The organism is Micromonospora sp. NPDC005203 (genome assembly GCF_042872705.1).
GTDB lineage: Bacteria > Actinomycetota > Actinomycetes > Mycobacteriales > Micromonosporaceae > Micromonospora.
Genome location: NZ_JBIAKV010000004.1, coordinates 339,095 through 361,791, shown reverse-complemented (window position 1 = coordinate 361,791; position 22,697 = coordinate 339,095). Strand labels below are relative to the sequence as shown.

At 72.0% G+C, this 22,697-nt stretch carries 21 protein-coding genes and 2 pseudogenes; 11 read left to right on the top strand and 12 right to left on the bottom strand.

Annotated features, from left to right (window positions below):
- Positions 1 to 19: 19 nt before the first annotated feature.
- Together ACFYPM_RS13350 and ACFYPM_RS13345 are read right to left on the bottom strand one after the other, a co-directional pair.
- Entirely contained in the window at positions 20 to 796 is a 777-nt protein-coding gene (locus ACFYPM_RS13350; protein ID WP_357376373.1) for an ABC transporter ATP-binding protein, read from the bottom strand.
- Positions 797 to 830: 34 nt separating this feature from the next.
- Positions 831 to 1,724, bottom strand: coding sequence for an ABC transporter permease (locus ACFYPM_RS13345; protein WP_387195248.1), 894 nt, complete (start codon positions 1,722 to 1,724; stop codon positions 831 to 833).
- Positions 1,725 to 1,902: 178 nt separating this feature from the next.
- On the opposite strand from ACFYPM_RS13345, the gene ACFYPM_RS13340 reads away from it, so the two are divergent.
- The 3 genes from ACFYPM_RS13340 to ACFYPM_RS13330 all read left to right on the top strand — a co-directional run bounded on the left by ACFYPM_RS13340 (position 1,903) and on the right by ACFYPM_RS13330 (position 6,759).
- Positions 1,903 to 2,541, top strand: coding sequence for a TetR/AcrR family transcriptional regulator (locus ACFYPM_RS13340; RefSeq protein ID WP_387195245.1), 639 nt, complete (start codon positions 1,903 to 1,905; stop codon positions 2,539 to 2,541).
- A 137-nt stretch (positions 2,542 to 2,678) separates the two neighbouring features.
- Entirely contained in the window at positions 2,679 to 4,787 is a 2,109-nt protein-coding gene (locus tag ACFYPM_RS13335) for a DUF6077 domain-containing protein (RefSeq protein WP_387195242.1), read from the top strand.
- A 208-nt stretch (positions 4,788 to 4,995) separates the two neighbouring features.
- The gene (locus ACFYPM_RS13330) at positions 4,996 to 6,759 is read left to right on the top strand and encodes a CDP-glycerol glycerophosphotransferase family protein (protein WP_387195239.1); all 1,764 of its coding nucleotides are present in this window, start codon (positions 4,996 to 4,998) and stop codon (positions 6,757 to 6,759) included.
- A 74-nt stretch (positions 6,760 to 6,833) separates the two neighbouring features.
- Here the strand turns inward: ACFYPM_RS13330 and ACFYPM_RS13325 are convergent, their stop codons facing one another.
- Positions 6,834 to 7,172: a DUF952 domain-containing protein gene (locus ACFYPM_RS13325; RefSeq protein ID WP_387195236.1), complete on the bottom strand. Its 339-nt coding sequence runs from the start codon at positions 7,170 to 7,172 to the stop codon at positions 6,834 to 6,836.
- Positions 7,173 to 7,285: 113 nt separating this feature from the next.
- Here ACFYPM_RS13325 and ACFYPM_RS13320 point away from each other — a divergent pair, with 113 nt between their 5' ends.
- The 3 genes from ACFYPM_RS13320 (at position 7,286) to ACFYPM_RS13310 (ending at position 9,798) form a co-directional block, all read left to right on the top strand.
- Complete coding sequence (locus ACFYPM_RS13320) at positions 7,286 to 7,597, top strand: hypothetical protein (RefSeq protein ID WP_355031047.1); 312 nt, start codon at positions 7,286 to 7,288, stop codon at positions 7,595 to 7,597.
- An 83-nt stretch (positions 7,598 to 7,680) separates the two neighbouring features.
- Positions 7,681 to 8,337 (top strand): response regulator transcription factor, encoded by a 657-nt coding sequence (locus tag ACFYPM_RS13315; RefSeq protein ID WP_357245811.1) that lies wholly within the window; start codon positions 7,681 to 7,683, stop codon positions 8,335 to 8,337.
- Positions 8,338 to 8,346: 9 nt separating this feature from the next.
- Positions 8,347 to 9,798, top strand: coding sequence for an ATP-binding protein (locus ACFYPM_RS13310; protein ID WP_387195232.1), 1,452 nt, complete (start codon positions 8,347 to 8,349; stop codon positions 9,796 to 9,798).
- 9 nt (positions 9,799 to 9,807) lie between these two features.
- On the opposite strand, the gene ACFYPM_RS13305 is transcribed toward ACFYPM_RS13310, so the two are convergent.
- The 4 genes from ACFYPM_RS13305 to ACFYPM_RS13290 form a co-directional block, all read right to left on the bottom strand.
- The gene (locus ACFYPM_RS13305; protein ID WP_387195229.1) at positions 9,808 to 10,770 is read right to left on the bottom strand and encodes a TAXI family TRAP transporter solute-binding subunit; all 963 of its coding nucleotides are present in this window, start codon (positions 10,768 to 10,770) and stop codon (positions 9,808 to 9,810) included.
- A gap of 82 nt (positions 10,771 to 10,852) precedes the next feature.
- Positions 10,853 to 11,509 (bottom strand): hypothetical protein, encoded by a 657-nt coding sequence (locus ACFYPM_RS13300; protein WP_387195226.1) that lies wholly within the window; start codon positions 11,507 to 11,509, stop codon positions 10,853 to 10,855.
- A gap of 107 nt (positions 11,510 to 11,616) precedes the next feature.
- Complete coding sequence (gene yaaA, locus ACFYPM_RS13295; RefSeq protein ID WP_387195223.1) at positions 11,617 to 12,414, bottom strand: peroxide stress protein YaaA; 798 nt, start codon at positions 12,412 to 12,414, stop codon at positions 11,617 to 11,619.
- A 51-nt stretch (positions 12,415 to 12,465) separates the two neighbouring features.
- Positions 12,466 to 14,085 carry an ArnT family glycosyltransferase gene (locus ACFYPM_RS13290; protein ID WP_387195220.1) on the bottom strand — a complete coding sequence of 540 codons (1,620 nt, stop codon included), beginning with the start codon at positions 14,083 to 14,085 and terminating at the stop codon, positions 12,466 to 12,468.
- Positions 14,086 to 14,209: 124 nt separating this feature from the next.
- On the opposite strand from ACFYPM_RS13290, the gene ACFYPM_RS13285 reads away from it, so the two are divergent.
- Positions 14,210 to 15,250 (top strand): App1 family protein, encoded by a 1,041-nt coding sequence (locus ACFYPM_RS13285; protein ID WP_387195217.1) that lies wholly within the window; start codon positions 14,210 to 14,212, stop codon positions 15,248 to 15,250.
- Between the two features lie 21 nt (positions 15,251 to 15,271).
- Here the strand turns inward: ACFYPM_RS13285 and glgB are convergent, their stop codons facing one another.
- Both glgB and ACFYPM_RS13275 read right to left on the bottom strand, forming a co-directional pair.
- A complete protein-coding gene (gene glgB / locus ACFYPM_RS13280) occupies positions 15,272 to 17,374 on the bottom strand; it encodes a 1,4-alpha-glucan branching protein GlgB (protein ID WP_387195214.1) in 2,103 nt (700 codons plus the stop codon).
- Positions 17,362 to 19,437 carry a maltotransferase domain-containing protein gene (locus ACFYPM_RS13275; protein WP_387195211.1) on the bottom strand — a complete coding sequence of 692 codons (2,076 nt, stop codon included), beginning with the start codon at positions 19,435 to 19,437 and terminating at the stop codon, positions 17,362 to 17,364. The genes glgB and ACFYPM_RS13275 overlap by 13 nt, the downstream gene beginning before the upstream one ends.
- Positions 19,438 to 19,583: 146 nt before the next feature.
- Between ACFYPM_RS13275 and ACFYPM_RS13270 the strand changes: the two genes are divergently transcribed.
- Positions 19,584 to 19,823, top strand: coding sequence for an AbrB/MazE/SpoVT family DNA-binding domain-containing protein (locus ACFYPM_RS13270; protein WP_387195208.1), 240 nt, complete (start codon positions 19,584 to 19,586; stop codon positions 19,821 to 19,823).
- Positions 19,813 to 20,268 (top strand): type II toxin-antitoxin system VapC family toxin, encoded by a 456-nt coding sequence (locus ACFYPM_RS13265; RefSeq protein WP_387195205.1) that lies wholly within the window; start codon positions 19,813 to 19,815, stop codon positions 20,266 to 20,268. The genes ACFYPM_RS13270 and ACFYPM_RS13265 overlap by 11 nt, the downstream gene beginning before the upstream one ends.
- Before the next feature lie 145 nt (positions 20,269 to 20,413).
- Here the strand turns inward: ACFYPM_RS13265 and ACFYPM_RS13260 are convergent, their stop codons facing one another.
- A complete protein-coding gene (locus ACFYPM_RS13260; protein ID WP_112699780.1) occupies positions 20,414 to 20,641 on the bottom strand; it encodes a winged helix-turn-helix domain-containing protein in 228 nt (75 codons plus the stop codon).
- A 28-nt stretch (positions 20,642 to 20,669) separates the two neighbouring features.
- Positions 20,670 to 21,242, bottom strand: a complete 573-nt coding sequence (locus ACFYPM_RS13255; RefSeq protein ID WP_387195202.1) for a TetR/AcrR family transcriptional regulator — start codon at positions 21,240 to 21,242, stop codon at positions 20,670 to 20,672.
- Positions 21,243 to 21,342: 100 nt separating this feature from the next.
- On the opposite strand from ACFYPM_RS13255, the gene ACFYPM_RS13250 reads away from it, so the two are divergent.
- A complete protein-coding gene (locus tag ACFYPM_RS13250; RefSeq protein ID WP_387195199.1) occupies positions 21,343 to 21,759 on the top strand; it encodes a nuclear transport factor 2 family protein in 417 nt (138 codons plus the stop codon).
- A pseudogene (locus ACFYPM_RS13245) lies at positions 21,756 to 22,046 on the top strand (SDR family oxidoreductase); the annotation flags it as partial. The gene ACFYPM_RS13250 and the pseudogene ACFYPM_RS13245, both read left to right, overlap by 4 nt.
- Before the next feature lie 511 nt (positions 22,047 to 22,557).
- Here ACFYPM_RS13245 and ACFYPM_RS13240 read toward each other — a convergent pair.
- Positions 22,558 to 22,635 (bottom strand): annotated as a pseudogene (locus tag ACFYPM_RS13240) (HNH endonuclease); the annotation flags it as partial.
- Positions 22,636 to 22,697 lie beyond the last annotated feature (62 nt).

Genomic DNA, 22,697 nt, shown 5'->3' with positions numbered 1-22,697 from the left:
CCGACTGTTCGCCGGCGATCTACTTGCTGTTCGCGAACGCCTCGTAGGCCCGGATGACCTCGTCGGTGGGGCCGTCCATCCGCAGGACGCCCGATTCCAGCCAGATCGTTCGTTCGCAGGTGTCCCGGACGGAGGAGAGCTGGTGGCTGACGAGGAACACCGTGCCCGCGCCCTCCCGCAGCTCCCGTACCCGCTGCTCGCTGCGCTTGCGGAAGCCCTTGTCGCCGGTGGCGAGCGCCTCGTCGATGAGCAGCACGTCGTGCTTCTTCGCGGCGGCGATGGAGAACCGCAGCCGGGCCGCCATCCCCGAGGAGTACGTCCGCATCGGCAGGCTGGCGAAGTCGCCCCGGTCGTTGATCCCGGAGAACTCGATGATGCCGGCGGCCTGCTGGGCCACGTCGTCTGGGTGCATGCCCATGGCCAGGCAACCGAGGGTGACGTTGCGCTCGCCGGAGAGGTCGTTGAGCAGGGCGGCGTTCACACCCAGCAGCGACGGTTGTCCCTGGGTGTGGATCGCGCCCCGGTTGACCGGCAGCAGGCCGGCGATGGCCCGCAGGATGGTGGACTTGCCGGAGCCGTTGCTGCCGATCAGCCCGATCGCCTCACCCCGGTACGCGGTGAAGGAGACACCCTTGACCGCGTGCACCTCCCGGATGTTCGGGGCGTGGGTGCGCTTGACCAGCCGGCGCAGCGCGGCCACCGGGGTGGTGCCACCGCCGGCGCCCTGGTGCACCCGGTAGATGATGTGCGCGTCGTCGACCACCACGGTCGGGATGCGCTCCTGCGTCGACGTCATCGTCGCGGTCGCCTCGGTAGGGGCCTCGAAGTGCTCAACCACGGCCGTACTCCTGTTCGCCGCGCCAGAAGTAGATGAAACCGCCCAAGCCGGCGAGCAGTGCCCACCCGCCGCCGACCAGCCAGAGCTGGGCCAGCGACTCGTTGAGCAGCGGTGTTTCCTCCAGCAGCGTGTACCGCGCTAGCTCGATGTAGACGAGCAGCGGGTTGTACTGCACGAGCGTCGTCGCCCAGCTCGGCAGCTGCTCGAAGAGGCTGACGCTGTAGAGGACGCCGGAGCCGTACATCCAGGTGCGCATGATGAACGGCATGACCTGCTTCAGGTCGCTCGACTTGCTGCCCAACCGCGCCGCCACGAGGACGACGCCGGCGTTGAACACCGCCTGCAGGAACAGGGCCGGCACCAGCAGCAGCCACTCCAGCGTGATCGGTTCCCCGGTGACCAGCACGATGCCGATCAGCACCACCATCGACGCCAGCAGTTGCTGGAACTGGGTCATCGTCGTGGACAGCGGCAGGCTGGCCCGGGGGAAGTGCAGCGCCCGGATCAGCCCCAGGTTGCTGCTGATCGACTGGGTGCCGGCCAGGACCGCGCTCTGGGTGAAGTTGAAGATGAACAACCCGGTGGTCAGGTAGGCGATGTAGTTCGGAATCTCGTTCTGACTCAGCACCACCCCGAAGATCAGGTAGTAGACCGCCGCGTTGGTCAGCGGGGTGAGCACCTGCCAGAGCTGGCCCAGCTTGGCGTTGCTGTACGAGGCGACCAGCTTGGCGTTGGCGTACGCGGCGATGAAGTGCCGGTAGGCCCACAATTGGCGGCTGTACTCGACGAGGGTCGGTCGCTCACCGGCGACCCGTAGCCCGTGCCGAGCGGCCAGCTGCGCCTGGGTCAGGCCCGTGTCGGGGTCGACCAGCGCGGTGGTGGCCATGGGAATGGCGCTCCGATCTTTCGTGCAGACGGGTGGCTCACGACGATGGAATCCTAGTGGGAGATGTGCGCGGGGCGCCGCCTCGTCGCTGCGAGGACAGTAGTCCGAAACACGTCGGGACGCAACCGTATCGTCGTTGCGCTACCCTGGGCACCGTGACCTGCGATAAGAGTCCCTGGTGACCACCGAGAAGAGGCGCGCCCCGGCCGGTGCGGCAGTGCTCCGTGGCGAGATCACCACGGCCATCCGGCGTGCGCTGACGCAGGAGCTCGCCGCGGTCGGCTACGGCCGGCTCTCGATCGAGGCGGTGGCGCGTCGCGCCGGTGTCAGCAAGACCGCGATCTACCGGCGGTGGAACTCCAAGCTCGACCTGGTGCTGGAGATCGTCGCCGCGGCGGCCCACGGCAAGCTGCCGGCCCTGGACACCGGCACCCTGCGCGGCGACCTCGCCCTGCTGTTCCAGGCGGTGGCACACGCGCTGCGCCACCCGCTGGCGTCGCAGATCATCCCGGACCTGCTGGCCGAGGCGGCGCGCAACCCCAGCATCGACGCGACCCTGCGGCAGGTGCTGCACGCCCGTCAGCAGGAGATCGGCGGTCGCCTGGTCGCCCGCGCCGTGCAGCGCGGCGAACTGCCCACCGACACCGACCCGGACGCGGCGGTCGACCTCATCGTGGGCCCGCTCTACTGGCGGCTGGCCATCGCCCGTCTCCCGCTCACCGACAGCTACCTCGACAACCTGGTCGAATCCGTGGCCACCGGGCTCGGCGCCGACAGCGCCCTATCCCGTCCCCGAACAGCCCCGATATCGGGTTGACCAGCCTCCGACACTCCGCCTCCCGCAGCGGCGGTCCCCCTGCCCGATTCCGCTACGCTGCCCCCTGACCCCCGGCCGGTCACCGGTCAGACATCCGCTTCTCGCCCCAACCCGCCGCCGGACGACAAGGACGCCCCGTGACGCAAGTCGAAGACGCTGTTGTGGCCTCAGCGGCAGGCAGCCAGAAGGACACCCCGAGCGCGGGTGCCCGACCCGGACGGGGCCGCGGTCTGATCGGGCGGTTCAACGCCGCGGTGGCGGCCGCACCCGTGGTGTACACCGACGCGGCGGTGGTGAGTTTCGCCATCTGGACGCTGCTCTACCACCTCAACCTCGGCCTCGACCTGCGCCCGTCCGTCGTCTTCCTCAGCTGGGTCGTCCTGCAGCCGGTCGCGGCGTACGCGGCCTGGCGGCTGCGCCGTCATGACCCGGTGGCACGGCAGGCCGACGACGAGACCGCCCCCGCCCCGACCGAGGTGCCCGCCGACCGCGCGGCGCTGCTGCGTCGGTACGCGCTGCCGGTCGGTGCCGCACTCGGCGCGGCGTTGTTCGCCGCCCTCGGTCGTGGCGCGGTGAGCTGGTGGTTGGCCGCCGGGCTCGGCCTGGTCTCGGTCGTCTCCGCCTGGCTGACCCTGCCGCGCCGCGGCGGGGCGACCGACGTGGTCGCCGCGCCGGCCGGCCAGCGGACCACCCCCGTGCAGGGGTACGTGGTCATCGTCGTGTCCCTGGCCGCCGCCTACTTCGCCACGTTGATCGACCGGGTGTCGCTCGACGATGTCTTCTACGTCGGCAAGTCGGTCTGGGTCGCCGACCGGGACAACATCCCGTTCAAGGACTTCCTGTTCACCGAGGGCGTGCTGCCGGGCGGTTCGGCGAACCCGCCGCTGCCCTCCTTCGAGGTGTTCATCGGGGCGCTCGCCCGCGCCCTGCACGTGCACACGGCGTCGGTGATGTGGTACCTGCTCCTGCCGGTGCTGGCGGTCTTCGCGGTCTTCGCGCTGTGGCGGCTCGTGCTGCGCTGGGCCCCGCGACGCCCGCTCGTCGCGTTCGGCGTCGCGGCGGCCTACATCCTGCTCGTGGCCTACTACGCCGACGCCCTGAACACCTACCACCTGCCCCGGCTGACCCAGGGCAAGAGCGTGTTCGTCCACGCGCTGATCCCACTCGCCTGGGTGTACCTCACCGACTACCTGGAGCACCGCTCGCGGCGGGCACTGCTCCTCCTCACCCTGCTCTCCGTCGCTGCTGTCGGCTACACCACCACCGCGGTCTTCCTGCTGCCGCTGCTCGCCGCGGCGGCCGGCGCGGTGCTGCTCGCCACGCGGCGCACGCGGGAGGCCATCGTGTGCTTCGCGGTCCTCTCGGTCTACCCCCTGCTGTCCGGCGTGCTCGTCCAGGTTCTGCGCGGTGGGGTGGAGGAGGCCGCCGCGACGTACTCCCCGCTGTTGCCGCTGCGGACCATCTACGAGCTGACGCTGTGGCTCGGCGTCCTCGGCGTGATCGGTGGGCTCGCCGTCTGGTGGTCGCCCCTCCTGCTCCGTCGCGGTGTGCCGCAGCAACTGGCCGCCGGCGCCGCGCTGGCGACCACGGTGCTGATGGTCCCCGGCCTGTTGAAGTTCGGCGGTGATCTCAGCGGGCTGACGGCCGTGCTCTGGCGGGTGCCGTGGATCCTGCCCGTGCCGGCGCTCGTCGGCGTCCTCGCGGTCATCCGCCTGCCCGGGCTGGCCCGGACGAGCCGGGTCCTCGCCTTCGCCCTTCCCGTCGTCCTGGTGTTCCTCTTCTTCACCCAGGGAAAGCCGATGTGGGAGGGGCAGGTGATCCAGACGACGCCGACCTGGCGGATGCCGGAGAACCGCAAGGCCGCCTCCTTCTGGATCGAGAAGCTGGACCACCCCGCCGGCCTGGTCCTCGCACCGTCGTCGGTGATGCGGTCGCTTCCGCAGGTCACCTCGGAGGTCCGCGTGGTGCTGCCCCGCGACCTGTATCTCACCGACTACGGACCCGAGACGCCGTTCGCGCAGGACAGGCTGCTGCTCGCGAGGTTCGCCGACGGCACGGAGCCTGTCTCCGTTCCTGCGGTCGCCGAGGCTATGGCCAGGGTCGGCGTGGGCATGGTGTGCCTGTGGAAGGGCAACACCGCCAGCGCGGCGGCGACCCCCGCCCTGGGGCTGACGCCCTTCGCGTCGCGCAAGGCGCCGGGCGCGATGGTCTGCTATCGCCCCGGCTCGCCCACCGGCGGATCCTGAGGCGGGTCGGGTTGGCGGTCGGTTTGGTCGGTTTTCCGTACGGATACCCGCTCGATACCATCAGGCGGTCTCACGTTAGGGTCGCAGGCACGTTCGTCCGCCGAGGGCTGCCGTGACGGGACGAGCGTCCACCAGGGGCTTCGGTCTCGGCTCCTGGTCCGCGCAGACCCAGCCCAACCCGATACGGAAATCGTAGGGAGCGAACTCGTTGTTCGGCACGTTCTCAGGTCGCATCGGAGTGGCCGCCAGCGCCGCGCTGCTGGTGCTGGCCTACCTGGTCATGCTCGTCGCGGGTGTCTTCGGCTGGGTGGGCCTGTTCGCCGTCGCCGGACTGGCCGCCGTGATCGGCGAGTTCGCCGCCGCCCGCTGGTCGCCGACGTCGCAGCTGTTGTTGGAGAAGGTGGGTCTGCACTGGTCGTACCGGCAGCTGACCCGGGACCTCGCGGCCGTGCTGCTCGTCGCCGCCGAGGTGCGGCTCAGCGGCGGTGAGCTGACCCTGCTGCTGGCGCTGCCGGCCCTGGTGTGGGTCGTGTCGGTCTTCGCCGGGGCGCTCTCCGTCATGATCGAGCGTCGTAACCCACTCTCGGCCATGGTGCGCAACATCGAGTTGGGTGAGCTGCGCTCCGCTCCCCAACTGCCGGGCTGGGTGGCGACGGTGGCCGGTGACCGGATGCCGCTGCTCAACCTGCTGCTGGTCCCGGCCGCCGTGGCCGCGGCGGTGCGGCACGACCTGACGCCGTTCTTCGCCGCCGCTGCATTGGCGGTCGTGGCGACCGGTGTGGTGGGCGCCATCACCGCGCTGACCTGGCTGCGCGGTCGGGGCCGGAGCACGGGGGAGGGCCCACTGCTGCCCGCCGTGCAGCGGTGGCTGGACAACTACCGGCCCGAGGTGGCGCTCTACTTCGCCGGGCCGGCCAAGGACGTCTACCAGGCCAACATGTGGCTCGCCCCGACCGAGGCGCTCCAGCAGCGCGCGGTGGTGCTGCTACGCAGCCGGGACGCGTTCCTCGATCTGGCCGACACCCGGCTGCCGGTGATCTGCGTACCGACGGGGGTCGACTTCATGAACCTCGATCTGCGCAACATCCGTGCGGCGCTCTACGCCGCGAACGTCGGCGCGAACATCCACATGCTGCGTGAGCCGAGCACCAAGCACGTCTTCGTGGGGCACGGCGACAGCGACAAGCAGGCGAGCGTCAACCCGTACAGCAAGGTGTACGACGAGGTCTGGGTCGCCGGCCTGGCCGGCCGGGAGCGTTACGCCCGAGCCGGTGTGGGTGTCCTCGACTCGGACATCGTCGAGATCGGCCGCCCGCAGCTCGCCGGTGTGCACACCTTCGGCGCCGAGTCGGTGGACCGGCCGTTCACCGTGCTCTACGCCCCCACCTGGGAGGGCTGGCTCGACGACGACCCGTACCACACCTCGCTGGTGCTGATGGGCGAGCGGATCGTCAAGGGACTGCTCGCCACGACGCCCCGGCTGCGCCTGATCTACAAGCCGCACCCGCTCACCGGGTCGCGGTCCCGGGCGGCCAGGAAGGTGCACGACCGGGTCGTGGCGGCCATCCGCGCCGCCGGCGGCGACCCGAGCGCGTCCTCCCTGGACGGCACCGCGCACCTGGTGGTCACCGGCCGCACCCCGGCGCTGTTCGACTGCTTCAACCAGACCGACCTGCTGATCAGCGACGTGTCCAGTGTGGTCTCCGACTTCGTGCAGAGCCAGCGGCCGTACGTGGTGGCCAACCCGTCCGGCCTGTCGGAGGACGACTTCCGCCGGGAGTACCCGACGGCTCGGGCCGCGTACCTGCTCTCCAAGGACTGCGGTGAGCTGGAGAAGATCGTGGCACTGACCCGGGCCGGCGACGACCCGATGACCGAGGCCCGCCGGGAGTTGAAGACCTACCTGCTCGGTCCGGCCGAGGCGAACCCGATGGACCGGTTCCAGGAGGAGATCTCCCGGCTCTGCCGCTGAGCGGCACGAAGCGGCTCTGCCGCTGAGCCCCCGTTGCGCCCGGTCCGACACCGCTCGGGCCGGGCGCGACCGGTTCAGCCCAGCAGGGCGGCCACCGCGTCGGCGGCCGGAGTGTCCGCCGGCAACGCCTGCGCCGTGACGACCGCCGCGACCGGCAGCGGGCCGTACACGTGTGGGAAGAGTTGCCCGCCGCGCGACGGTTCCCACCGCAGCGCGTCACCCAGTCGCTCCTCCTCGACGCTGAGCAGGGTCAACCCGGTCGCCCCGGCGAAGTGCCGCCGCGCCGTCTCCACCACCTGGTCACCGCCGGAGAGGTGGACGAAGCCGTCCTGCCGGTCCACGGCGGAGCCGGCGAAGGCGCCGGCGGCGAGGGCGTCGTCCCATTCCGTGGTCGACAACAGTTTGTAGATCACCACCGCAGCCTACGGGGACGCCGGCGGCACGCTCGCCCGGTTTTCGCCGGTACCGCCGCGCCCGTCGCCCCGGGCCGGGCATGCTCAGGTCACGGGCCGCGGAGGGATGGGCGATGCAGAGCTACGACGACGACTGGACCGACAGTCAGCGCGCGCTGTACGACGAGTGCTACCGGGCTGGCGGCGAGTGGGCCGAAGATCCGGACACTCCGTCCGATGACGTACAGCACGTGATCAACCTGGCCGAGGCGGACGACGACGCCTTCAACGACGCCGAGATCGACTACCCGCCTCTGGTCGACGCGGTCACCCAGGCCAGCGGGGTGACCGTCACCAGCGTGCCGGCCAGCCACGAGGACCCGGGTTTCCGCGGCTTCACCGACGGCGTCCGGGACGCCACCGCCGACGACGTCTTCGGCTTGTAGGTCCGACCCGACACGCGGCTTCCCGCCGGGCGTGCGCTTCTGCCACCATTCGCAGAACAGCGCTGCGACGAACGGGGGCACGGGTGCGGATCCTGCTGGTGGAGGACGACCGCCGGGTGGCCGCCGCGCTCTCCTCCGCCCTCACCCGCCGGGGCTACGAGGTCGAGCACGCCGCCACCGTCGCGGCCGCGCTCTCCGCCGCCCCATGTGACCTGGTGCTGCTCGATCTGACCCTGCCCGACGGCGACGGCACCGACCTGTGCCGGGAGTTGCGCCGGCGGAGCAGCCAGCTCGGCATCATCGCGGTGACCGCCCGCGGTGAGGAACGCGACCGGGTGCTGGGCCTGCGTCTCGGCGCCGACGACTACGTCGTCAAGCCGTTCTCGATGGTGGAGTTGCAGGCCCGGATCGAGGCGGTGCTGCGCCGGGCCGCGAACGCCACACCGGAGCGGCACGTCATTCAGGCCGGTTCAGTGCGCATCGACGTGGCCGCGCGGACGGTGGCCGTGGACGGCCGCGCCGTCACGTTGACCCGCAAGGAGTTCGACGTGCTGCTCTCGTTGGCCCGCCAACCGGGGGTGGCGGTGCCCCGCGACCGCATCCTGCTGGACGCCTGGGGCACCACCTGGGCCGACCGGCACACCGTCGAGGTGCACGTCGGGTCCCTGCGCGGCAAACTCGGCGACGCCCGCCTGGTGGAGACCGTCCGTGGCGTCGGCTACCGGCTGCGCGACGCGTGAGGGGCTGACGTGCGTCGTCGACTGGTGATCAGCTATCTGCTGCTGATGGTGCTCGTCCTCATCGCGTTGGAGACACCGCTGGCGGCCACCATGGCCAGCCGCGAAACCGAACAGGTCCGGGCCGACCGGCTCGCCGACGCGACCCGGTTCGCCTCGCTGGCCGGGCCCGCGCTGCGCGACGGTGGGCCGGGTCCGATCGAGTCGGAGCTGACCAGCTACGACGACCTGTACGGGATCGGCGCCGCGATCGTCGACCGGGACCGGAGCACCCTGTTCGCGTCGCCCCGGTACCAACCCGGCCCGGGGACCGCGGCGACGCTTGACATGGCGCTGGCCGGGCAGCAGACGAGCGCCCCGGAGTCGGTCTGGCCGTGGAGGACCGGCCCGGTGGTGGTGGCGGTGCCGATCAACGACGGTGGTGAGGTGCTCGGCGCGGTGGTGATCGTGACCCCGGCCAACCCGATCCGCCGGGAGGTCGCCGTGTGGTGGTCACTGCTCGCCCTGGCCGGCCTGCTCGCCGTGCTGGCCTGCGTGCTCACCGCGTTCGGGCTGGCGGGTTGGGTGCTGCGCCCGGTCACCGAGCTGGACGCGGTCACCCACGAGATCGCCGAGGGCGACCGGGGCGCCCGGGTGCAGCACCGCCTGGGTCCGCCGGAGCTGCGTCGCCTCGCGGCCAGCTTCAACCACATGGCCGACGTGGTCTCCGACGTGATGGACCGGCAGCGCGCCTTCGTCGCGCACGCCAGCCACCAACTGCGCAACCCGCTCACCGCGCTGCGGCTGCGGGTGGAGGAACTGGGTCCCAGCCTCAGCGACCCGGAGGGCCGCGCGGAGCACCGGCTGGCGCTGGAGGAGACCGATCGGCTGGCGTTGGTGCTCGACGCGCTGCTGACCCTCGCCCGCGCTGAACGGGAGGAGAACGAGAGGGTCACCGTGGACGCCGCCGCGGTGGCCGCGTCCCGGGTGTCCGCGTGGGCGCCGCTGGCCCGGCACCGTTCGGTCACGTTGCGGCTGACCAGCACCGACGCCCCGGCGTACGCGCAGACCGTGCCGACCGCCGTCGACCAGGCGCTGGACGCGCTCATCGACAACGCGGTGAAGTTCAGCGGGGCGGGCGGGGCGGTGACGGTGGCCGTGGCCCGCCGCGACGACGGGGTGGCCCTGGAGGTGCGCGACTCCGGCCCGGGCATGACGGGCAGTCAGCTCGGCCAGGCGACCGAGCGGTTCTGGCGGGCGCCGGACGCGCAGAACGTGGAGGGCGCGGGGCTCGGCCTGACCATCGCCGCCGTGCTGGTGGACGCGTCCGACGGGCGGCTCACCATGCGCCCGGGGGAGACGCGCGGGCTGGTCGCGGCCCTGTGGTTTCCCGCGCCGGACCGGGACCCGGCGACCGGGCCGGTGGACGGCGAGCCGGTGGACGGCGAGCCGGCCACCGACCGCCGGCCCACCCTGACTCGGTAGCACCGGCCGTCAGGGTTTGTCCTCCCGGTACCAGGCGGCGGCACCGGGGTGCAACGTCAGCGGCGCGGTGGCGATCGCCGAGCGAGGGCTCATCCGCCCCGCCGCGGGATGCGCGGCGGCCAGCTCGGCCCGCCCGTCCATCAGCAGGCGGGTCACCTCCCGGACCAACGGCTCCGGCAGGCTGGCGCTGACGATCAGAAAGTTCGGGTCGGCCACCGTGGTCACCGCGTCCACCCCGTACACCGAGCGGGGGATGTCCCGGGAGACGTACACCTGGCCGTAGCGTGAGCGCAGCCGCTCGGTCCAGTCGCTGAGGTCCACGATCCGGGTGGCACGCTGCCGGGCCAGGTTCTCGATGCCCCACACCGGCAGCCCACCGGAGAAGAAGAACGCGTCGATCTGCCCCGAGCGCAGCGCCTCCACCGAGTCGTCCAGCCCGAGCCGCGCACGGCGTACCGCGTCGCCACCGAGGTCGGCCACCTCCAGCAGCCTCGTCGTGGTGATCTCGGTGCCCGATCGGGGTGCGCCGACGGAGACCCGCCGGCCCCGCAGGTCGCCGAGTGTGCGCACCGGCCCTGCACTCGTGGTGACCAGGTGGAGTTGGTCGTCGTACACCCGGGCGACCGCCTTGACCGAGCTGCTTTCCTCGGCGTTCGCCGGCAGCACGTCGGCCTGGGTGAAGCCCAGCTCCGCGCTGCCGGACCGGACCAGTTGGACGTTCTCCGCGGAGGCGGCGGTGACCACCACGCGGGCGTCGACGTCGGGCAGTTCCCGGTTGAGGATGGTCGCGAGCGACTGCCCGAACGCGTAGTAGACGGCGGTGGGGCTGCCGGTGGCGATCCGGATCAGCACCTGCTCGGTGGGGGCGTCCTGGCAACCGGCGGTGCTCGTGGTCGCGGTCAGCAGCACCGTCAACAGGGCCGCCAGTCCCGCAGCATGACGCCGGGGCCGGCGGGACGAGGTACGTCTCACGCGGTGCACTGTGCGCCGTCGGACCGGTGCGCGCAAGCTCCGTGCCGACAGGTGTGCCGAGTGGGTGTGGACCGAGTGCCGGTCAGCAGGCCGGGCGCGCCGGCTCCAGCGCCGCGTTGCTCAGGATCCGCGCCCGGTCCGGACCGTCGGCCACGCTGACCAGAAAACAGCCGGTGCCCGCTCGAAGCCGGGCCGGGACGTCGAGCACGGCGGCGCTGCGAATCAGCACGGCAGCCAACTCCCGGTCGGTGAGCCGAACGCCGAGGATGTGTCGGCGGACGTGTCGGCCGGCGGCCAGCAGCGCCGACCGCCAGGCCGCCGCCGCGAGTCGGGTCACCAACTGCCGGCGGGCCGGCGAGGTGCCGGGGGGTGGGCCGCCCAGCAGCGCGCGCCGCCCCTGCCACCAGCCCGCCTCCAACAGCCGGACGTACGTGTCCTGCTGCTCCTGGGGCACCCAGAGCCGGTGCAGTTCGTAGCGGCGGCGCAGGCCCCCGACGGCGACCTCGTGCGTGACCGGAATATCCAGGCGGGCGAGCAACTGCCGCATCCGCTGCGCGGCGTCCTCCCGGTTGAACTCCACCCCCGGCGTGTGCGCCGGGTTCGGCCGGGCGGTGGTCGGCGGCGGTGTGCAGCGCAGCAGGCAGGCGGCCTCGAACGCGTCGCCGAGCGTCAGCCAGTCCAGCGGGGGCGGCGGCGCCGACGAGCGCGGCCGGTCGAGCAGGGCGGGTTCGCGGGTCAACGAAGGCTCCCTCGTCGGAGTCTGGGTGCCCCTACCGTGGCCCCTGCTTCGTCGTTACGGAACTCTTCCGGCCCAGCCTTGAGCAAATCTTGCGACTGCTCGCGCCGCTACAGGTCGCTGACCACCAGGTCCACCTGTCGCACCCGGCCGGGTGCGGTGGCCTGCTCCTCGACCGTGTACTTCAACTCCCGCAGCGTGCCGAGCAGCTCCGCCGCCGAGCGCGGTCTGGCGGCGGCGGCGAGGAGATCACGGACCAGCCGGCCCTTGGTCGCCTTGTTGAAGTGGCTGACCACCGAGCGGACCGGCACGCCGTCGACCTCCCGCTCGTGCAGCACCCGCACGCTGACGGTCCGTTCGGCCAGCTCTCCCCGCGGCGCCCAGGTGGCCGCGTACGCGCCGGAGCGCAGGTCCAGCACCGGACCCCGGCCGGCGGCGGCGTCCACCGCGGGCGTCAGCTCCCCACGCCAGTACGCCGACAACGCCCCGACGCCCGGCAGGCGGGCGCCGATCGGGCAGCGGTACGGGGGGATCCGGTCCGCGAGCCGGACCGCGCCCCACAGCCCGGAGCTGATCAGGATCGACCGACGGGCCGCCCGCTGCGCCGCGACCGGCAACGAGGTCAGCTCCAGCGCCTCGTAGAGCACCCCGGTGTAGAGCCGTTCCGCCGGCGCGGTGGCCGCCTCCCGCAGCCGGGCGTTGCGGCGCAGCTCGTCGCGCTGGCCCTCGCTGAGGCCGAGCGCCGCCCGCGCCGTCGCCTCGTCCGGCCCGGCGCTCAGCGCCACCAGCGCGTCCACCACCCGCTCCCGGGCCGGGTTCAGCTCGGGCAGCGAGAGCCGGTCCGGGGCCCAGCGCCGCCCGGTGCCGGCGTCGGCCTTGCCCTCCGAGGGCGGCAGCAGGATGAGCATCGGGTCTCCTCGACGGGCGGGACGGCGGCCCGGCCAGCGTACGACCCGCCCTCAGCGCCAGGGCCGCACCGGGGTCTCGGGGTGGTACACGCGATAGCCGCCCACCTCGCGCACCGGTGTGGCGTCGGCCCGGTCGGCGAGCAGTCGGCGCAGCCGCCGGTCCATCGGGGAGTCGACCTCCACGACATAGCCGGGGCGTGGAGCCCGTCCGACCTGCCGCCAGTACGGCCGGTAGCGGTTCTGCCCGGGGGACAGGTCCGCGTCGAGCACCCCGCACACCACCGTCTCGTCCGTGTTGAAGATCAGTCGGTTGCAGGTCCAGTAGTCCCCGTACACCTCGTGGGGTCCGTCGGCGCGCAGCGCGGCGGCCAACTCCCGGGCCTGGCGTTCCTCGGTCCGGGAGGCGGCGGTGCCGGTGGCCGCGAAGAGCACGGTGACCACGAGCGTGGTGGCGGTCAGAGCGACCAGCACGGCGGCGGACAGCGCGCCGGTGAACCGCCCCAGCACGCTGCTGGTGCCCCGCCAGGCGGTCAGCGCCGCCACCCAGAGCGGCCAGAGCACCGCCGGCAGCGACAGTTGCAGCACCGACAGGTAGCGGGCGTTGTCCAGTGGGCTGGTCGCGGCGAGCGGACTGCGGACGTACGACAACAAGGTCAACGCGGCACCGGCGACCAGCGCGAGTTGGACGACCGGCCCGACCCGCTGCCCGCGCGGGGTGGCGGCGGCCCGGCGGTACGCGAGCACCGCGAGCACCGCGCCGACCACCAGTAGCAGCGGATACACCACCCCGAACCACTGTTGCCAGCGTCCGCAGCCGTCCACCGGGCAGAGCCCGTGCGCCAGCGGCACCCCCTCCAGCAGGCCGCCCCGGAGCCGCTCCGACAACGGCGGCGACGGCCCCTCCTTGGTGCTGACCTCCCGGAACACGGTCCACGAGTCCTCACCCGGTCCGGCGCGCAGGTTGTCCAGGACCATCGGCGCGATCCCGACCACGACGCCCGCCACCAGCAGCAGCCCGGACCAGCCGAGAAGCTCGCGCCGCAGCGCCCACACCAGCGCCAGCCCGGCCACCGCCAGGTACGGCAGGATCAGCCAGTCCGACCAGGCGGCGAGCCCGACGAGCAGGCCGAACAGCGCGACGGCGAGCCGCCGACGGCGTACGGTGCCGGTCGCCAGCCCCACCGTGATCAGCAGCATCAGCAGCACCGCCGGCTTCACCTCCGGCCGTCCCCCGACGACGGTGAGCTGGTCGCGGACCACCCGCTCGCCACCGAGCGCGAGCAGGCCCACCACGACTGTGGCGAACCAGGGCGCGCAGAGCCGGCGGGTCAGCCGGTGGATCAGGTAGAGGAACAGCGCGTACAGCGCGAGCATCGGCAGCCGCAGCACCGGCCAGCTCGGCCCGGCCACCGCCACCAGCGGCGCGGCCAGGTACGACTCCAACATCCCCATGTAGTGCTGGCCGTACAGGAACACCGGGCGTTCCCGGCCCTGCCCGATGTGCAGCGCGGCGAGGCCGAAGGTGGCCTCGTCGCTGTTCGACACCGGCACCGTGTACAGCGTCAGGACCAGCCGGTAGACGACCCCGGCCAGCCCGAACAGCAGCGCGACGAGCGCCGGCCGGTCGAGTCGCGGGCGCCATCGCCCACGGTGCTGCTCTGGATGCGACACGACCAACGCCCCCGTCGTCGTCCCGACCGGAGTGTTTCACGACCGGCCGGGTCGCCGAGGTGGATCGGCGCAGCCGGAGTCGGCTCGCGTGGCCGCTGCCGTCGACGTGTGGCAGGGTTGGCGCGTGCCACCCACTCCCGCCGGTCAACTGGCCGTTCCGAACCTGCACCGGGCTGCGCGGATCGAGGACGCCGTGCACCAGCTCGTCCAGCGCCGGCTGCGGCGCACCGGCTGGCGGGTCAACATCGTCGCGTACACCGGTTATGGCGCCCCGGGCTGGGTGCGGGTGATGTGTCGGGTGCTGCTGGGCCGACCGGACACCCGGCAGCGGGGCCGACTCGACAAGGTCCGGGGCTGGCGCAGCTTCACCACCCTGCCCAACAAGCACGTCACGGTGACCATCGAGGCCGGCGGGGTACGGCACGAGACGCAGGCCGACCGCAGCGGCTTCGTCGACACTCTCGTCGAGGCCGACCTGCCACCCGGCTGGGGCACGGTCCGGCTCAGCGTTCCGGACGCCGAGCCGGTCGACGCGCCGGTGCGCATCCTCGACCCGGAGGTCAAGTTCGGCATCATCTCCGACATCGACGACACGGTGATGGTGACCGCGCTGCCCCGGCCGCTGCTCGCCGCGTGGAACACGTTCGTGCTCGACGAGCACGCCCGCAACGCCGTGCCCGGCATGGCCGTGCTCTACGAGCGGCTGGTCACCGCGCACCCCGGCGCGCCGGTCTTCTACCTCTCCACCGGCGCGTGGAACGTGGCACCCACCCTGACCCGCTTCCTGTCCCGGCACCTCTACCCGGCCGGGCCGCTGCTGCTCACCGACTGGGGGCCGACCGCCGACCGCTGGTTCCGCAGCGGAATGGAACACAAACGGTCCACCCTGGCCCGGCTGGCCCGCGAGTTCCCCGACGTGCGCTGGCTGCTGGTCGGCGACGACGGCCAGCACGACCAGGAGATCTACCGGGAGTTCGCCGCCGCCCACCCGGAGAACGTCGCCGGGGTGGCGATCCGGCGGCTCTCCCCGACGCAGTCCGTGCTGGCCGGCACCCTGCCCGCCCCGGCGGGTCGCCCGTCGTCGGGCCCGGTGGGGCAGAAGTGGCTGTCCGCCCCGGACGGCGCCGGCCTGTGGCAACTGCTGCGCGACGCCAACCTGGTCTGACCCCGCGCAGCCCCCGGGCGGTCAGCCCTGGCGCAGCCAGACGGCACCCAGCGGCGGCACCTGGAGGGCCGCCGAGGCGACCATGCCGTGCCAGGGCACGTCCTCGGCGCGTACCTGGCCCAGGTTGCCCACTCCGGAGCCGCCGTAGTGGTGGGCGTCGGTGTTGAGCACCTCGGTCCACGTGCCGCCGGCCGGCAGGCCGATCCGGTAGTCGTGCAGCGGCTCGGCGGAGAAGTTCGCCGCGCACACCAGGGTCGAGCCGTCCGGGGCGATCCGAACGAACGACACGGTGTTGTTGGCGACGTCGTCGCCGGCGATCCACCGGAACCCGGCCGGTTCGGTGTCCTGTGCCCAGAGCGCCGGGGTGTCCCGGTAGACCCGGTTGAGGTCGGCGACGAGACGCTGCACCCCGGCGCGGGCCGGGTCGTGCAGCAGGTACCAGTCCAGGCCGCGCTCCTCGCTCCACTCCCGGTCGTCGGCCAACTCGGAACCCATGAACAGCAGTTGCTTGCCCGGGTGCGCCCACATGTACGCCAGCAGCGCCCGCACGTTGGCCAGCCGCTGCCAGGTGTCGCCGGGCATCTTGCCGGCCAGCGAGCCCTTCCCGTGCACCACCTCGTCGTGGCTGATCGGCAGCACGTAGTTCTCGCTCCACGCGTACGCCAGGGAGAAGGTGAGCTGGTGGTGGTGGTGCTGGCGGTAGATCGGGTCCTTCGAGGTGTAGAGCAGGGTGTCGTGCATCCAGCCCATGTTCCACTTGAACCCGAAGCCCAGCCCGCCTTCGGTGGTGGAGCTGGTGACGCCCGGCCAGGCGGTGGACTCCTCGGCGATCATCACCACCCCGGCGTGGTGCTTGTAGACGGTCGCGGTCACCTCCTGCATGAGCGCGATGGCCTCCAGGTTCTCCCGGCCGCCGTACTGGTTCGGGGTCCACTGCCCGTGCTCCCGGGAGTAGTCCAGGTAGAGCATCGAGGCGACCGCGTCCACCCGCAGCCCGTCGACGTGGAACTGGTCGCACCAGTAGAGCGCGTTGGCGACCAGGAAGTTGCGGACCTCGTTGCGACCGAAGTCGAAGACGTACGTGCCCCAGTCCGGGTGCTCGCCCCGGCGCGGGTCGGGGTGCTCGTAGAGCGGGGTGCCGTCGAAGCGCGCGAGGGCCCACTCGTCCTTGGGGAAGTGCGCGGGCACCCAGTCGAGGAGCACGCCGATGCCGGCGGCGTGCAGCCGGTCGACCAGGTGCCGGAAGTCGTCCGGGTCACCGAAGCGGGAGGTCGGCGCGTAGTAGCCGGTCACCTGGTAGCCCCAGGAACCGCCGAACGGGTGCTCCATCACCGGCAGGAACTCCACGTGCGTGAAGCCCATCTCGGTGACGTACGCGGTGAGCTGGTCGGCCAGCTCGCGGTAGCCCAACCCGGGTCGCCACGAACCGAGGTGCACCTCGTAGACGCTCATCGGCTCCTGGTGCGGCTGCCGCTCGGCCCGTCGGGCCAGCCAGTCCGCGTCGTTCCACCGGTACGTCGAGTGGTGCACCACCGAGGCGGTCGCCGGCGGCACCTCCGCGTACGCGGCCAGGGGGTCGGCCTTGTCCCGCCACTGCCCGTCGGCGCCCAGCACCCGATACTTGTAGCGGGCCCCGACGCGGGCGTTGGGGACGAACAGCTCCCACACGCCGCTGGAGCCGAGCGAACGCATCGGCCAGCCGTCGTCCGGGGACCAGCCGGTGAAGTCGCCGACGACCCGCACGCCGCGGGCGTTGGGTGCCCACACGCTGAAGGCGACGCCCTCGTCGAATACCCGCGCGCCCAGCGCGTCCCACAGCCGCTCGTGCCGGCCCTCCCGGATCAGGTGCAGGTCCAGCTCACCGAGCGTCGGTGGATAGCGGTACGGGTCGTCGTGTGCGGTGCCGTCGACCTCCACCCGGTAGTCGAGCACCGTGCCGTCGACCTGGGTCTCGAAGACGCCCGCGTCGTGCACCCGCTTCATCGGGTGCCGTTCGTCGCCGACGAGCAGCACCACGTCACCGGCGCCCCGGCGCATCGTGCGGATCGTCGTCGAGCCCTCGGCGGGGTGTGCGCCGAGCAGCGCGTGCGGGTCGTGCGTCGCGCCGGTGATCAGCTGGTCCATCGGTCGTCCTTCGGGGCGGGGGCGGTCGGCGCGGTACCGCCGGAGAGTTCGGTGGGCACGTCGGTGACGGTGAGGTCCGCCGGTTCGACGCCGGCGGGCTCCGGCGCGCAGGGCGCGGCCGGGCGGCGGAGGGTCAGCACGTGCGCCGGTTGCAGGTACGGGTCGAGCCGCACCGCGTTGCGCTGCCCCCAGTCGTAGCTGGTGCCGGTCAGCTCGTCGTACACGGTGAACCGCTCGTGCCAGTCGAACCCCAGCTCCGGCATGTCCAGGGTCGTGTTACCCCACTGCACCACATGTGAGTCGAACGAGCAGATCACGATGACGGTGTTGCCGGTGTCCGGGTCGTGCTTGGACCAGCAGAGCAGCGCCGGGTTGTCGACCTCGTGGAAGCGCAGGTTGCGGAGCTGGTGCAGGGCCGGGTTGTCGCGGCGTACCCGGTTGAGGGTGGCCAGGAACGGCGCCAGCGATCGGCCCTGCGCCTCGGCGCCGGCCCAGTCGCGGGGGCGCAGCTCGAACTTCTCGTTGTCCAGGTATTCCTCCGCGCCCGGCCGGGCCACGTGCTCGAACAGCTCGTAGCCGGCGTACATGCCCCAGGAGGGGGAGAGCAGCGCGGCCAGCACCGCCCGGATCTTGAACATCGGCGGGCCGCCGTGCTGCAACGACTCGTGCAGGATGTCCGGGGTGTTCGGCCAGAAGTTCGGCCGCATGTGGTCGGCCGACGCGACCAGCTCCTCGCAGTACTCCCGCATCTGCGCGGCCGTCGTGCGCCAGGTGAAATAGGTGTACGACTGCGTGAAGCCGATCTTGCCCAGGCCGTGCATGATGGCCGGCCGGGTGAACGCCTCGGCCAGGAACAGTACGTCCGGGTCGACCTTCTTCACCTCGGCGATCAGCCAGCGCCAGAAGTCGAACGGCTTGGTGTGCGGGTTGTCCACCCGGAAGATCCGGATGCCCTCGCCCACCCAGTGCAGCACGACCCGCAGCACCTCGGCCCGGATGCCCTCCGGGTCGTTGTCGAAGTTGACCGGGTAGATGTCCTGGTACTTCTTCGGCGGGTTCTCCGCGTACGCGATGCTGCCGTCGGCTCGGGTGGTGAACCACTGCGGGTGCTCGGTGACCCACGGGTGGTCCGGCGCGCACTGCAACGCCAGGTCCATCGCCACCTCCAGGCCCTGCGCCGCCGCCGCCTCGACGAAGGCGCGGAAGTCCGCCGGCGTGCCCAGGTCGGGGTGGATCGTGTCGTGGCCGCCCTCGGCGGCGCCGATCGCCCACGGCGAGCCCACGTCGGTCGGCCCGGCGGTGAGCGCGTTGTTGCGGCCCTTGCGGTTGACCCGGCCGATCGGGTGGATCGGCGGCAGGTAGAGCACGTCGAAGCCCATCGCGGCCACGCCCGGCAGCCGGTCGGTGGCGGTGGCGAAGGTGCCGGACCGGCCCTGCGTCGCCCCCTCGGAGCGGGGGAAGAACTCGTACCAGGCCGAGTAGAGCGCCCGCTTGCGATCCACCCAGATCGAGTACGTGTCACCGGAGGTGACCAGCTCCCGCACCGGGTGCTCCCACAGCAGGTCGGTCAGCGCCAGGGCCGGGCCGACCCGCTGCGGCAGCGGCAGGTCGGTCTCGACGAGCGCGGTGAGCGCGTCGGCGATCCGGGGCCGCTCGGCGGTCGGAACGAGGGCCCGGGCGGCGGCGAGCACCCGCGCGCCCTCGGCCAGGTCGTTGGCCAGGTCCTCCGGCCCCTGCCCGGCGGCGATCTTCTTCGTCACCGCGTTCTGCCAGGTCAGGTACGGGTCCTGGAACGCCTCGACGGCGAAGGCCCAGGAGCCGACGGTGTCCGGCCGGATGGTGGCGTGCCACCGGTCCTGGCCGGGCTCGCCGGGGCGCATCCGGGTGAACGGCCTGGTGACGCCGTCCGGACCCATCCAGACCACGTTGCAGCCGAGCGCGTCGTGCCCCTCCCGGTAGGCGCGGGCCGACACCGGGACCGGTTCGTCGACCACCGCCTTGGCCGGGTACCGCCCGCACGAGACGACAGGGGAGACGTCTTCGATCGGGAACCGTCCAGTCACCCCGCCAACCTACTGCGCGAGATCCGTTCGCGCGCGGGCAAGCCCCGGACATCGGCGGCCTGGCGAGACTGATGGAAGCCATCAAGGCGGACCGCATACCTTCTAAGTGTCGCGTATCATATGTGACACGTGACAGGGGGTCGGGTATGCGGTTGAATAGCAAGGGCCAGGTCACCATTCCGGCGGCGCTGCGGGCCCAGTACAACCTGCACGAAGGCGACGAGGTCGATGTGGTCGAGGACGGCGGCGCCCTCCGCATCGTCCGAGTCCACGGTGCCGAAACCCGAGGCCAGCGTCTCGTCGGCCACATGCGGGGCCGGGGCAGCGCCAAGGAGACCGAGCACATGTCCACCGAGGAGCTGATGGAGTTGCTGCGTGGCGAGTGACCGGCTCCGCGCAGTGCCGTCGCGGCGGTCCGACGCGGTGACGACCCTGGTCGACAGCAACGTGCTGTTGGACATCCTGACCGACGACCCGAAGTGGGCAGACTGGTCCGGGAACGCCCTCGCCGAGGCCCGCGACGCCGGCAATCTGGTGATCAACCCCATCGTGTACGCCGAGGTATCGGTCCGCTTCGACCGCATCGAAGAGCTGGACGAGGCGTTGCCTGCCGGGGACCTCCTCCGTGAGGAGTTGCCCTACCTGGCGGGCTTCCTCGCCGGCAAGGCGTATGCGCGGTACCGGAAGCTGGGCGGTACGAAGCGCTCGCCGCTTGCCGACTTCTCCATCGGCGCGCACGCGGCTGTCTGCCGGTACAACCTGCTGACCCGTGACAGGTCGCGATACCGCACGTACTTCCCGACCCTGACGCTGATCACCCCGGACCACTGAGCGCCCTGGGTCATCGCTGGGCCATGCGGCCCGGCGCCGCAAGATCCACACGCGTTCCTTGAAAGCGCGGTATCGAGGCGACCCGGATACGGCGTTTTCCTGGAAAGCCGAGTGGGTCTAGGCCGGGCGAGGGGCGCGAACGGAGTCAGGCGGGCGGGTTCGGTGCCACGAACGACCCCTTGCCCTGGTGCACCTCGATCCAGCCCCGCTCATCCAAGATCCGCAGGGCCAGCCTGATCGGCGTCGCGCTGGCTCGGTACTGCTCGCCGAGTTCGGCGATGGACGGCAACTTGTCGCCGGGCTGGAGCGTGCCGGACTGGATCGAGCGGATCACGTCGTCGATGACCTGCTCGTATACGGGTTGTCTCGGCATGGCAGGGCCACCTCTCGTCAGCCGGGAGTCAGTCAGCGCGGTGGACGTGGGGGGATTGGCCGTCGTGACCGAGCACGGAGCCGACCAGCGCGTTCAGTCCCGTGTCCCACCGGTCGTCGGGCCAGTCGCGCAGGTGCTCGACCAGATCGCTGCGGACGGCGGCGAGCAGGGCGTGGGCCAGATAGTCAGCCGTCTGCGGGCCGCGTGCTCTCGCGACGAGGCCGGCGAGCAGGGCGTGCCAGTGGTCGTACGCCGCATTGCGGTATGGACTGCCGCTCCCGGCACCTTCGAGCGCCAGGGTGAGCACCCGGTTGTCGCGCTTGAAGCGCAGCATGGCCCGCAGCAGTTCGACGGCCTGGTCCACCGCCGGCCCGGTGGGTGACACCGTGAGCGCCTCCCGCAACCGCAGCGCCCGTTGCTCGTAGAGGGCGCGGATGAGCCCGATGCGGTCGCCGAAGCGCCGGAACAGGGTGCCCTTGCCGACGCCGGCCGCGGTGGCGATGTCGTCCATCGACACCTGATCGGGGTCGGTTGCGGAGTCGAAGAGCCGCCCGGCGGCGGCCAGCACCGACTCCCTGTTGCGTAGCGCATCGGCCCGCACCGGGGCCCCCTCTCGTCAAACGGACTAGCGGTCCGTATAGTTTAAGCGGACCGGCGGTCCGAATCTTATCGGGACCGCCCGGACGACGAGAGGAACGATCATGTCGAACCACCCCACCGCCGTGTTCCATCGCGCGATGGAACTGCTGCTCGCCAAGGACATGGCCGGGTTCATCGCGCTGTTTGCCGAGGATGCGGTGCTGGAGCTTCCGTTCGCACCGCCCGGCCAGCCGCGTCGGGTAGCCGGGCGCGCCGAGCTGCACGACTACCTGATCAACTATCCCGACCTGCTCGACGTCCGCGAGATCCGCGATCGAACCGTGCACGAGACCAGGGACCCCGAGGTCATCGTCGTCGAGTTCGTCGCCGCCGGTCTCGTCGTCGCGACGGGTCGGCCGTACGAGGTGCGCTACATCGCCGTCCTGACCATCCGGGACGGGCGGCTTGGGCACTATCGCGACTACTGGGATCCGATCGCCGCACAGGAACTGCTCGGTGGCGGCCTGGTGCGCTCATGATCCTGGTCATCGGTGGCACCGGGACCACCGGCCGCATCGTCGCCGCCACGCTCGCCGAGCGCGGTCACCCCACCCGGATCGCCAGCCGACGCCCCGCCAGCGGAGGAGTCCGCTTCGACTGGCGCGACCCGACCACCCACCCGGACGCGCTGGATGGCGTACGCGCGATCTACGCCATCCCCCCGGTCGGCGAGGTCGACCCGGCACCGATCATGCTGCCCTTCCTTGAGCAGGCACGCAGCGCCGGTGTCCGCCGGGTGGTGCTGCTCAGCTCCTCGGCCATCCCGCCCGCCGAGCACGGGTTGGGCCTGGTGCACGCACGGCTGGGTCAGCTGTTCGCGGAGTGGGCGGTGCTGCGGCCGTCCTGGTTCATGACGAACTTCGTGGGTGAGCAGCCGCACGCCGTGAGCGCCCGCGACCATGGCGAGATCGTCAGCGCCACGGGCACCGCCCGGGTCGGCTTCGTCGATCCCGCCGACATCGCCGAGGTGGCGGCGCGGGCTCTCACGGACCCGACGCCGCACAACACCGACCACATCATCACCGGACCGGAGGCGCTGAGCTATGACGCTGTCGCCGCCGTCCTCACCGAGGTCGGTGGCCGGCCGGTCCGGCACCGGGCGATCGACGCGGCGGAACTGGCCGCACGCCACAGCGCGAACGGCATACCGCCGGACTTCGCCCGCTTCCTCGCCAGCCTGGACACGGCGCTCGCGGCCGGCGCGGAGGACCGGACGACGTCGACCGTCGCAGACGTGACAGGTCGTCCGCCCCGATCCTTCCGGGACTTCTGCCGGGACCGCCGTCGGCCCAGTGTCGGATGTGGTGGCCGTCGCACCAGCGCGGCGGGCGATCACCGCCCGGAAACGCGCAGCCCTCCGGCGCCGGTGACGGTCCGGTCGGGGCGGCTCACCACACCGGAGGTGGCGTAGCCTCCC